We start from the raw sequence: 12,124 nt of genomic DNA on the forward strand, positions 1-12,124 counted from the left end.
AAATTTTATTACAATCGGCTCAACAAATCCCCCAACTAAAATTAAGCGCTTTAGCCGTCGGACAAATATCTTTGTCTGTTTTGATTATAATTTATGGAATTTTATTAACAATTTGGTTAAATAAAAAATTGCAAAAACATTGGAAAATAAGTGGATTAATAATCATTGTACTACTGATAATTCCAATTATCTATAAAAATATTTTCTTGTCTAAAATTACAATTTTGCAAGGGAATTCAATCCCTATGATAATCATTCAAGATCGAGGTCACGTGACCGTTTTAAATCCAGGGGATGAGGCAGATATAAACTATAGCTTATTACCTTTTTTATATCAGCAAGGGGTTAATCAAATTGACACCATGATTATAACTAATAATCATCATAATTTTTCTTTATCTGATTTTGAAAATAAAATAAAAATTGCAACGATCATTAATCTATTTGATGAGGATAAATTAACTAAAGATCAAACCCAAATTGAAGTAAATTCGACCCGTATAAAAGCAGTAAATCAAATTCCCTTAGTCGTAGAATGGACAAGTAAAAATCAATCCTGGTTATGGATAGATAGTCAACAAAAAGACCCTAACTTAATGATCCCAACCCGTCATCAATCTTCCGAGATAATTTTGTGGTCAGGAAAAAAACTATCCTTAAACTGGATACAATCCTTTAAAACACAGAAAGTCAAACTGGTTATTATCTCAACCCATTATCTTTCAAACTTTATGCAGAAAGAACTAACAAAACAAAATATTGAATGGTATTGGATACAAGAAATTGGTGCAATTCAATGGATACCCAAACAAGGTCTTAAACCTTTATTAAAAAATCAAGAACAAGACCCCTAATATGTGTAATCTTAAATACTTTTGAAATCTTAACAAATAGAAAAGTTAGTTAAAACAATCACAATGATTTTTTCATCGAAGTGTTACCTTAGTAAAGGATATAAATTTCCCTGAAATTAATGATGAGGATTGCATGAATAATCCACAACTCCCTTTTAAGTGTACAAGTCAGGAACTCGAAAAAGCAGTCATTAACCGCTTTCGGACACAAATGAGTTTCCTTCCTTCTCAATGTCAAATTTTCCGTGAACCCTGGAATCATTCAACGGTTGTCTGTCTTGATTTTGTACAGTGTCCTCATATGTTACACTCTCTCAAAGAGATGGAACCGTCTTTAGTCGAAGGGGTTCAATCCTTAGGATTAGGCAATGCTATTGTTTTTCGTTTAGGTAAGAAATTAATGGGATGGAAAAATATTGTCTCTTAACCCTCATCTCTAGAACCCCTAGGGAACAAAACCCTGCTGAATGTTATCAGTTTCTCTTGAGTCAAGGGTCTGAACCTGTTCCCTAATCTTTACCAATTCCTACATAAGAATAATCATTAATTATTATAAAATTTTTAGCTTTTTATTCCCCGTAGAGATCACGGACAAAACATTAAGAAATATTAAGGCAAAGGGGTCTTTTGATACTTTCCTTACAAAATCTTTTTTAACAATCACTCAAGATAGAAACAGTTAGGAGTGGATTGGAATATCAATGTGTTCACCTCATTGAAACCCTTATAACTAAGTAGTCGGACAGAAATAAACGACTCTGTGCGAAGCAATATCAAGAAAGCCAGAACCTTTAGTTATTCACCGTTTCGGAGTTCCCTTTCTTCACAGATCACTTTAAACCTTGTCCTATTGCTTATCACTGGTGTTTATTCTAATCGCTACCTAGAAACTACAGTTACAAGTTATTCAGAATTATGTTCGCGAAAGTTCCTGAACGCTATATGCACCGAGTGCGATGGGTTCTCGCATTAGGTTGGTTATTGCTAATTACCTCCTTATTTTATGACCCGATTTCCTATTGGTTAACCCTACCAGAACATACCTGGAGTCCCCTGAGTATCAGTAATATTACGCCCTACGATTGCGTTTTAGTACAAGGGCAATGTCTCCCGGAACAACCCTATCCCATTGGGGCGATTATGTTTTGGGCGTTAATTGTGCCGACAGGGGTATTCGTGTTGATGGTATTTGGCCATGAAGCATGGCGGCGAATTTGCCCCTTGTCGTTCATGTCCCAAATTCCTCGGGCCTTAGGGATTCAAAGAACAAGAAAAAAGGTGAATCCTCAGACCGGGAAAGTTCGTCATGAACTGGTCAAAGTTGACCCGAATTCCTGGCTGGCCAAGAATCACCTCTACCTACAACTGGTTTTGTTTTTTATCGGGATTGCAGCGAGAATCCTCTTTGTCAATTCTAACCGCATTGCTTTGGGACTATTTTTAATTGGAACCATTCTGTCAGCGATGGTGGTCAATTACTTTTTTGCAGGAAAATCCTGGTGTCAATTTATTTGCCCCATGGCCCCGGTTGAACAGGTATTTGCCGAACCGAGAGGACTCCTCAACAGTCGGGCCCATACCGGCGATCGCCAATTGGTCACTCAATCCATGTGTCGGACTATTAACGCAGAGGGTAAAGAACAAAGTGCTTGTGTTGCTTGTCATAGTCCCTGTATGGATATTGATGCAGAGCGTTCCTACTGGGAAAATGTTACCCATCCCAAACAACAATGGCTTTATTACGCCTATGTGGGATTAACCGTTGGTTATTTCGTCTATCCCTTTTTGTTTGCCGGCAATTGGGAATATTTAATCTCGGCAGCTTGGGCCCACCAAGAAAACCAACTAGCCACTTTATTTAACCCCGGATTTTATATTTTTGGGAATCTGATCAATATTCCTAAAATTGTCGCCGTTCCTTTAACCATTGGTTTATTTGGTTTAGCCGGCTACTATCTCGGATGCAAAATAGAAAGACTGTATAAAGGGTATTTATTCCGTAACCATAAATTGGTGAGTACCGAAGTGGTTCGTCACCGTATGTTTACCCTGTGTACCTTCTTTATCTTTAACTTCTTCTTCATCTTTGGTGGCAGTAACTTTGTGCGGATGTTACCCCCTCAGTTAAAGTATCTCTTTCCTGTGGTTATGGCCGTGTGTAGTGGTCTCTGGTTATATCGCACTTGGCCCAGAAATCCTTACCAATATCAACGGGAAAGTTTGGCCACAAGATTACGGAAACAACTCAACAAACTCAAACTCAATGTTTCTCAATTCCTGGATGGCCGCGCTTTAGACGATCTCAATGCTGATGAAGTTTACGTCTTGGCCAAAGTGCTACCTGGATTCGATAAAGAGAAGAAAATCGAAGCTTATAAAGGGGTTCTTAAAGAATCCATGGCCGAAGGCTATGTTAATAGCAGCAGTAGTCTGGAAATGATGCGTCAAATGCGTCTAGAACTCAATATTACGGATCAAGAACACGAACTGTTATTAACCGAATTAGAAGTTGAAGATCCCTTCCTCATCGACATTGAACATCACCAAAACCATGAAGATTGGTTACGTCAAGAAAGCTATCGTCAAGCTTTACTCGACACCATTATGGAGTCTTCAAGAGAACATCCCCATCAAGCGATCGTTTTAGACTTGTTTGATGTCATGACCGGGAAAAAACCCTTTGAAGCGTTTAATGACCTTCTCAATAAATTATCTCCTGAAGAGTTACAATCCATTGAGGACATACGGGAAGAATATTCAATTACCTCTCAAGAAGAAGAGGAAATCTTATTACACTCAAATCCTCATCAACTGTGGCAAACCATGGCCTATACGTTGAGTGCCATTGAACACCTGGATGCCCTTGCTGAAGGTAAAATTAATCCCGCCTGTAATCTGGGAGAAATTAGCGATGAACAAATGAATTTTTATCGCAATACCTTTAGTAAGTTTGACAAAGACGGTAACGATAACCTTTCTGCTGTAGAGTTACACTCTTTATTAAGGGCCATTGGTCGGTCTTATTCTGCTGAACGGGTTCAAGAAGTCATGGATATGATTACAGGAACCCCGAAGAGTGAATATATCTCGTTTGCCAACTTTACCACTTTACTGCACCAAGAATTAACGGAACATCCTCAAGAGGTAATGTTTGAGCGGTTCCGTCGCTTTGACGTGGATAATTCTGGTTTCATTAATCTCGAAGAATTACGCTTGTGTTTACGAGATATTGATATCAGCTTGTCTGACAGTCAAATCGAAGAAATGCTGAAGTTAGCTGACAAAAACAGCGACCATCAGATCAGTTATGAAGAGTTTTGTGAACTCTTTGGACAGTTTAAAAATACTGTTCATTCTGTGTAACTTGATTAATTTTATTAATTTAATTATCTCCCGATGTTTAATCGGGAGATTTTTTTGGGTTTATTTAGTTGTCGTGTACTGATGCAAAATATCAGTGTAATTTGGGTTAAAAAAACCTTAATTTGTTTTGTGACTCACAACGTCTCTATTGTCCATTCCTCAAGCCGACGAATCCCCTTAAATAACCAGATTTCGAGGGTTTAAGTTCCCACTCAGAACGATTGAAGATAGGATTACGGCAAATTTTGGCGAACCATAATACAATGGACACCATCTTTATCAAAATACCGTCCTACGTTCTAACTCTCATGATAAAACCCCCAAATTCCCTTTGTCAGGAACTTCACAATCGTTTAGTGGGATCTCACAGATAAGTAAGTGTATGCTAATGCTTAAAGTTGGCGTGAGGAGTGAAATTAATGAATTTACGCAATAATGCTCTAAAGACTCTTAGAGACACCAGTCGAACCTTTTATATCCCCATCAGTCGTCTTCCTGGTGGGTTACAGGATGCAGTGGCTGCCGCTTACCTTTGTATGCGGGCTATTGATGAAGTCGAAGATCACCCCGATCTCGATAACTTCACCAAGGCCAAAATTTTGCGACAAATGAGCCTTAATTTACAAGCAGCCGTGGAAATGTCAAGAATTGAAGACTTTTCCGTGGGATTAATTCCCTATAGTCATTGTTTACCCGATGTCAGTTTGCGGTTGGGACAATGGGCGATGTTAGCCCCAGAAACCATTGCTCCGAGAGTGTGGGATGCCACCGCAGCCATGGCCGATCGCATGGCCTATTGGGCAGAAAATAACTGGACAATCCGCACCAAAGCCCATTTAGACCAATATACCTTTAGTGTTGCTGGTGCAGTGGGATTGCTATTATCGGATTTATGGGCTTGGTACGACGGCACTCAAACCAACCGTCAATATGCCATCGGCTTTGGTAGAGGATTACAAGCCGTCAATATTGTGCGAAATCATCGAGAAGACTTGCGCCGAGGGGTCAATTTTATTCCCCAAGGCTGGAAGATTGAAGATGTCCATCAATATGCCCGTGATAACCTGAAATTAGCGGATCTTTACACCCAGTCTTTAGGGCCGGGTCCTGCTTTAGATTTTTGTAAAATTCCTTTAGCTTTAGCCCACGGAACCCTAGAAGTCATGGCTTTAGGTAAAGAAAAACTCAGTCGTAGTGATGTCATGGCATTGGTACAACAGGTGACCCGTTAAAGCAGAATTACCTCAAAATTATTATTTTTTTGTTAAGTCTCTCCTCGGAGAGATTATTTCTTTTTTTAGGTGTCAATTTCAACTAATTTATTACGGGAAGAAACCCCCGATTTAATCGAAATGTGAGATTTTGGTACATTAAACCGTTGGGCTAGTATTTTAATCAGTTCTTGATTAGCCTTGCCATCGGTGGGGGGAGATTTCACCGCAATTTTAAAATGATTTTCAGCAATTTCTTCTATTTTCTGTTGTTTGGCGTTGGGTTTGACCTTAACCTGAATTTTGAGCAACATAGAACAATTAACACAGAATAGTCTCAGTATCAGTAGATCGAAAACTTACTTATTTGGGCTGCAAGGGAGCAGGGAGTGGGGAGAAGGGGAGATTATTTTAAAGTATTTTAGAGTAAATAAAAGTTCAAAAGGTTATAAATCTCTAAGAATCTCAATCAGATTCCCTAATTTTTTATTTTTATTCTATTTTCTTTCTCCTCCGCTCCGGTCTCCCTGCTCCCCCGCAATCCTAACTAGGATCTTTGTGATCTACTTAGTATAGTGCTACGCACCAGGCAAGAGGCAAGGGTTCTACCCCTAACCAAAGGGGGAGTTAGAGGGGGTGGCAACAGGCAAATTAAAGCCCTGTTGCTCATTGTTCATACAGTCTCCCCTACTCCCTACTCCCTACTCCCCTGCAATCCCAACTCGGATCTTTGTGATCCATTGAAGTCTGTCTAACCAGACGTTGTGAGACAAGATTTGCTAAACTAATAATTTGACACACATTCAAACGGTAATTAATACCGTATATTCCCAATTTATTGAGATGTAAAGGGAGTGGGGCAATAACCCGCTTTTTTTTATGGTCTGAATCATGACTCATCCTTTGATTCCACAAATTATCGATTTAGCCACCCCCATTGTCCAGGAAATGGGGTTAGACGTAGTAGAGGTAGTTTTTCAAACCAATAAACGTCCTCCCGTGCTGCGGGTTGATATCCGTAACCCTGACAGTGATACCAGTTTAAACGACTGTGAACAAGTGAGTCGCGCCTTAGAAGCCGTCTTAGACGAAACCGCCATTATGCCTGGGGCCTACGTTTTAGAAATTTCGAGTCCTGGGATTTCTCGATATTTGAGCAGTGAACGGGACTTTGTTGCTTTTAAGGGGTTTGAAGTCAACGTTACCACTAACCCTCCTTATAAGGACAAAAAACAATGGCAGGGAAGACTCCAGGGACGAGATGACAAAGCAGTCTATCTCAATCGTAAAGGACGAGCGATCGCCATCCCTTGGGCTGTCATTACACAAGTGCAATTAGCAGACTAACCAAAATTGAAGAGCTAAGAGAGGATTTCTTAAGATGTCATTAGTTAGTTTACCTGGGTTAACCCAGATGATTGAAGAAATTAGTCAACGGCATAATTTACCGAAAACAGCCGTTCAAGAAGCCCTTAGAGAAGCGTTACTCAAAGGGTATGAACGGTTTCGCCGTTCCCAAAATCTAGATCGTCAACAATATTATGATGAATATTTTGATAATTTTGAGGTCGAACTCGATACCGAAGAGGAAGGATTTCGTATTTTATCCACCAAACGAATTGTCGAAGAGGTAGAAAATACCGATCATCATATTTCTCTCCAAGAAGTGCAAGAAGTGGCCTCAGAAGCTCAACTTGGAGACGAAGTGGTTCTCGATGTGACCCCCGAACAAAAAGATTTTGGTCGCATGGCCGCCATTCAAACCAAACAAGTGCTACTACAAAAATTACGGGATCAACAACGTAAACTCATTCAAGAAGAATTTCACGAATTAGAAGGAACCGTTCTCAACGCCAGAGTGTTAAGGTTTGAGCGACAAGATATTATTGTCGCGGTTCAAAGTGCCTTTGGCCAGCCAGAAGTTGAAGCCATCTTACCCAGACGGGAACAACTGCCCAATGATAACTATCGGGCTAATGCTTCGTTTAAAGTGTTACTGAAAAAAGTCAGAGAAGGCTCCCATCGCGGGCCACAATTATTGGTTTCCCGTGGGGCTGCCGGTTTAGTGGTGGATATGTTCTCAGTGGAAGTTCCCGAAATTGAAGAAGATATCGTGCGGATTGTGGCCGTTTCAAGGGAAGCGAACCCTCCCTCTCGTTATGTCGGACCAAGAACCAAAATTGCCGTGGATACTCTCGAACGAGACGTTGATCCAGTTGGGGCCTGTATTGGGGCTAGGGGATCTCGTATTCAAGCAGTGGTCAACGAACTTAGAGGAGAGAAAATTGATGTTATTCGTTGGTCTCCGGACCCTGCCACCTATATTGCCAACGCTTTGAGTCCGGCTCGAGTGGATGAAGTTGTATTATTAAATGCAGAAGAACGTCACGCTTTAGTATTGGTGGCCGAAGATCAACTCAGTTTAGCCATTGGGAAAGAAGGCCAAAACGTTCGTCTAGCTGCCCGTTTAACCGGATGGAAAATCGATATTAAAGATATAGCGATTTATAAAGCTGAGGCCGAAAAAAGACAACTAGAAGCCCAAACTAGAGAAGAAGAATATGACGAAGGGGATGACACGGAATTAGAGTCTATGAACCCTGCTGTTGAAGCCGAAAACTTTGACGAAGGGTCGGATCTCGACAGTTCCGATGAGTTAGACAATTCCACCTTATCTTAACCCTCCCGTTTGTTTGATGGGCTTGAGAACCCAACAATTTCTGTTCTATGTCCAGAGAAATTGTCATGAAACCCAATTATCGACGTTGTATTAGTTGTCGCCGAGTCGCTCCTAAAGAAGCATTTTGGCGAATTGTACGAGTCTATCCGTCTCGCCAGGTACAATTAGATCAGGGGATGGGAAGATCGGCCTATCTCTGTCCTAACAAAAGTTGTTTAACCCTAGCGGGCCAAAAAAATCGTTTAGGACGGGGACTTAAAGCCTCTGTTCCTGATAGTATCTACCAACAACTGTGGGAACGTCTAGGAGAACTTGTTGAGGATACCTAATTTTTGCCATGATTTAGGTAGATAGAATTTCGGAAAAAATTTAGGGAACAAACCCAAGATTGTCGTTAGCATAGGAGAGAACATTGTTTTCGTAGTCATGATTATTAAACCTAAAACCAATAGCTCAACCCAAGAGCTTAGCCGTCGCTTTTATAGGCGACTTGAACAACTACAGTAGCCAAAACCTAGTCAGGGGGATAGTGGATGAAAAACGCACACAAAGTCAGAATTTACGATTTATCAAAAGAATTGAGCTTAGAAAACAAAGACATTTTAGAAATTTGTGAACAGCTAAATATTGCTGTTAAAAGCCACAGCAGCACAATTACCGAATCCGATGCCGAACGAATTAAAGGAATGGTTGACAAATATCTTGCTCAACAAGGAACCTCTCACGCCAATGATGGAGGAGCGACAGGGGACAAAAAACAACAAATTTTAGCCATTCATCACAAACAAGTTCGTCCCAGTGCTGCAACTACGCCTTCAGAAACCTCATCACCTAATCTGAAGTCCCCTCGTCCCCCTGTTCCCCCTAAACCGCCAGTGTCTCCTAACTCACCCCAAAAACCAACCCCTCCCACTGCTGCCCAACCCCCAAAAGCCACCCCTCAACCCCCCTCTAAACCGTCTTCTCCTCCAGAACAACCCCCCAAACAACCCTCAGCAGAACCCGAACCTGCTGCAGCGAATTTATTACAACCTCCTCAATTACCTAAACCCCCAGAGAAGTCTTCTTCAGAGGTCTCCCAAAAATCCATCAGTAAACCGGTTAGAAATAAACCGACTAAATCGTCTGGGGAAGGGAAAAATAAAGTTAAACCCCCTAAGAAAACCTCGAAAAATACCCCCCCTAAACCCAAAGATAAAGCTCAAAAGCCAACGGTTTCTAAACCGGAGGAGTCCCAGGAGACTCAACCCACTCAAAAAAATCTCAAAAAGCCGAGTCTGAACAAACCTGACTTAAAACGTCCTGTTCCCCCTCAAGCAGAAGAGGAAGAAAAAGCCCCAGCCCTCGTGGCCCCTTCTGTCCAGCCAGGGTCAGATATGGTTGATGAGGAAGAGGATAATGATGATACCCTCGATGCTGTCCTCAAGCCTAAACCCCAATTAAAACGTCCCTCTCCTCCCCGTATCTCAAAACGGAAAGATTGGGATGAGGATGAAGAGGAACAAGAACCCAAAGGTAAGAGTAAGAGTTCAACTAAAGCAAAACGTCGTTTTCAACCCATCGACGACGAGGAGGACGATTTTGAAACCGAACTCAATGCTAATCCTGTTTCTCTCAGTTTAAGTCTGTCCACAGCCCGTCCTCCTAAACCGAAATCTCAGACAAAACCCAACACGAACACCCAAAAACCGAAAAAACCCACCCTCAAAACCGCCGATAGCCCTCCTGAACGGAATCGAACTGAACGTCGAGAACGGCCAGATGCTCGTCAGAAGCCCGAAAAAATTGTTCTCGATCGCAACTTAACCGTCAGAGAACTCTCAGAACAATTGCAAATTGCTGAGACCGAAATTATTAAACATCTGTTCTCAAAAGGAATTGCGGTCAATATCACTGAAACCTTAGACCAAGATACGGCCAAAATGGTCACAGAATCCTTTGATATTGAGGTAGAAATTCCTGAAGCGAAATCAGCAGCTACGAAAAATACGGAAATGCTCGATGAGCAGGACTTGGAAAATCTACAACGTCGTCCCCCTGTGGTGACCATTATGGGTCACGTAGACCACGGGAAAACCACCCTGCTCGACTCCATTCGGAAAACCAAAGTGGCTCAAGGAGAAGCAGGCGGCATTACCCAACATATCGGAGCTTATCATGTGGATATTGAGCATGAAGGGGAAACTCAACAAATTGTCTTCTTAGATACCCCTGGTCACGAGGCCTTTACCGCCATGCGGGCCAGAGGGGCCAGAGTAACCGATATGGCGATTCTGGTCGTGGCTGCTGACGATGGGGTACAACCTCAAACCAGAGAAGCTATTAGTCACGCCCGAGCAGCAGAGGTTCCCATTGTGGTGGCCATCAATAAAATTGATAAACCAGAATCTAACCCCGATCGCATTAAACAAGAACTCTCTGAATTGAGCTTAGTGCCTGAAGAATGGGGCGGTGAAACCATTATGGTGCCTGTCAGTGCCTTGAAAGGTGAAAATCTCGATGAATTATTAGAGATGCTCGTCCTCGTCTCAGAAGTAGAAGAATTGGTGGCTAACCCCGATCGCTTAGCCAAAGGAACGGTCATCGAAGCGAATTTAGACCGAACCAGAGGACCAGTAGCTACCCTGTTAGTCCAAAATGGTACGTTACGGGTGGGAGATGCCATTGTAGCGGGTTCGGTTTTCGGTAAAATCCGAGCCATGATCGACGATCGCGGTAACAAGGTAGAAGAAGCCTCTCCTTCTTTTGCGGTGGAAATTTTGGGCTTAAATAGTGTTCCGGCCGCCGGGGATGAATTTGCCGTTTATCCTAGTGAAAAAGAAGCTCGCACCATCGCTGAGAACAATGCGGACAATCAACGTCAAACCCGTCTGCAACAAGCCATGTCTTCCCGTCGGGTGACTTTAAGTACCTTATCAGCCCAGGCACAAGAAGGGGAGTTAAAAGAACTCAATCTCATCCTCAAAGCGGATGTTCAAGGGTCTGTTGAAGCGATTTTAGGCTCTCTAGAACAGTTACCTCAAAATGAGGTACAAATACGGGTGCTTCTGGCTTCTCCTGGGGAAGTAACGGAAACGGATGTGGATCTCGCGGCCGCCAGTGGCGCAGTCATCATTGGCTTTAATACCACCTTAGCCAGTGGGGCCAGGGCCGCTGCGGATCACGAAGGGGTTGATATCCGTGAGTACGATATTATCTATAAACTCCTCGATGATATTGAAGGAGCTATGGAAGGGTTACTCGAACCCGAAGAAGTCGAATCACCTTTAGGGCAAGCCGAAGTGCGGGCTGTGTTCCCTGTGGGCCGCGGTGCTGTGGCTGGTTGTTATGTACAATCGGGTAAAGTGGTTCGTAACCGTCATATCCGTGTCCACAGAGGTGACAAGGTCGTGTATCAAGGAATGCTCGATTCTCTCAAGCGTATGAAAGAAGATGTGCGAGAGGTGAATTCTGGTTACGAGTGCGGTATTGGTGTCGATAAGTTTAATGATTGGGAAGAAGGGGATATTATCGAAGCCTACGAACTGGTCATGAAACGCCGTACCTTAGCCGGAAAATCCAGCTAAACCCTGTACAGAAAACAAAAAGCTCCTACCTAAAGGTAGGGGCTTTATTTTTGAAATTATTTAAAATCTAAAATAGGAATTAGTCAATCACCCAAAAACCATTTTTCCGCCAATATTGCTCTTTCAAGGCCGCTTCTAATTGATTATTAACAATTAAGCCTTTTTGGAGAAGTAGTTCCCCAATACGGTTTTTTTGAGAGGCTTGGAGTTGGATCGCTTCTTCGAGTTGCTCAGAGGAAATCCACTTTTTCTGAAGCAAAATTTGACCTAACTGCATAACATTACCAGGGTGCTACCCTGAATGACACTAAAGATGTTTTCCCGAAATATACCTAAATTTATAACATACTTCATGAAACGATTACATAAATTTGTCGAAACTTTAACAAATTCATAAAAAGAGAGAGTCAAGGATCTTCTTTCCTTGACTCTCTAAAATTAACGGATGGG

At 42.0% G+C, this 12,124-nt stretch carries 10 protein-coding genes; 8 read left to right on the top strand and 2 right to left on the bottom strand.

Annotated features, from left to right (window positions below):
• Window positions 1–245: 245 nt before the first annotated feature.
• From C4E06_RS13755 to C4E06_RS13770, 4 genes are all read left to right on the top strand, one after another.
• Window positions 246–854: a hypothetical protein gene (locus tag C4E06_RS13755; protein WP_198648678.1), complete on the top strand. Its 609-nt coding sequence runs from the start codon at window positions 246–248 to the stop codon at window positions 852–854.
• Window positions 855–987: 133 nt separating this feature from the next.
• Entirely contained in the window at window positions 988–1,281 is a 294-nt protein-coding gene (locus tag C4E06_RS13760) for a hypothetical protein (RefSeq protein ID WP_107668591.1), read from the top strand.
• 488 nt (window positions 1,282–1,769) lie between these two features.
• Window positions 1,770–4,217, top strand: a complete 2,448-nt coding sequence (locus C4E06_RS13765) for an EF-hand domain-containing protein (protein ID WP_107668592.1) — start codon at window positions 1,770–1,772, stop codon at window positions 4,215–4,217.
• A 419-nt stretch (window positions 4,218–4,636) separates the two neighbouring features.
• Window positions 4,637–5,449, top strand: coding sequence for a squalene/phytoene synthase family protein (locus C4E06_RS13770; protein WP_107668593.1), 813 nt, complete (start codon window positions 4,637–4,639; stop codon window positions 5,447–5,449).
• Window positions 5,450–5,514: 65 nt separating this feature from the next.
• Here the strand turns inward: C4E06_RS13770 and C4E06_RS13775 are convergent, their stop codons facing one another.
• Window positions 5,515–5,742 carry a DUF167 domain-containing protein gene (locus tag C4E06_RS13775; RefSeq protein ID WP_107668594.1) on the bottom strand — a complete coding sequence of 76 codons (228 nt, stop codon included), beginning with the start codon at window positions 5,740–5,742 and terminating at the stop codon, window positions 5,515–5,517.
• Window positions 5,743–6,319: 577 nt separating this feature from the next.
• Between C4E06_RS13775 and rimP the strand changes: the two genes are divergently transcribed.
• The 4 genes from rimP to infB all read left to right on the top strand — a co-directional run bounded on the left by rimP (window position 6,320) and on the right by infB (window position 11,674).
• Window positions 6,320–6,775: a ribosome maturation factor RimP gene (gene rimP, locus C4E06_RS13780; RefSeq protein ID WP_107668595.1), complete on the top strand. Its 456-nt coding sequence runs from the start codon at window positions 6,320–6,322 to the stop codon at window positions 6,773–6,775.
• 34 nt (window positions 6,776–6,809) lie between these two features.
• The gene (gene nusA, locus C4E06_RS13785; RefSeq protein ID WP_107668596.1) at window positions 6,810–8,108 is read left to right on the top strand and encodes a transcription termination factor NusA; all 1,299 of its coding nucleotides are present in this window, start codon (window positions 6,810–6,812) and stop codon (window positions 8,106–8,108) included.
• Window positions 8,109–8,173: 65 nt separating this feature from the next.
• On the top strand, window positions 8,174–8,437 hold the full coding sequence (locus tag C4E06_RS13790; protein WP_107668609.1) for a YlxR family protein: 264 nt from the start codon (window positions 8,174–8,176) through the stop codon (window positions 8,435–8,437).
• 204 nt (window positions 8,438–8,641) lie between these two features.
• The gene (gene infB, locus C4E06_RS13795) at window positions 8,642–11,674 is read left to right on the top strand and encodes a translation initiation factor IF-2 (protein WP_107668597.1); all 3,033 of its coding nucleotides are present in this window, start codon (window positions 8,642–8,644) and stop codon (window positions 11,672–11,674) included.
• A gap of 79 nt (window positions 11,675–11,753) precedes the next feature.
• Here infB and C4E06_RS13800 read toward each other — a convergent pair whose 3' ends face one another.
• Window positions 11,754–11,951 carry a hypothetical protein gene (locus C4E06_RS13800; protein WP_107668598.1) on the bottom strand — a complete coding sequence of 66 codons (198 nt, stop codon included), beginning with the start codon at window positions 11,949–11,951 and terminating at the stop codon, window positions 11,754–11,756.
• Window positions 11,952–12,124: the final 173 nt, after the last annotated feature.

The organism is Cyanothece sp. BG0011, from assembly GCF_003013815.1.
Taxonomy (GTDB): Bacteria; Cyanobacteriota; Cyanobacteriia; order Cyanobacteriales; family Microcystaceae; genus Crocosphaera.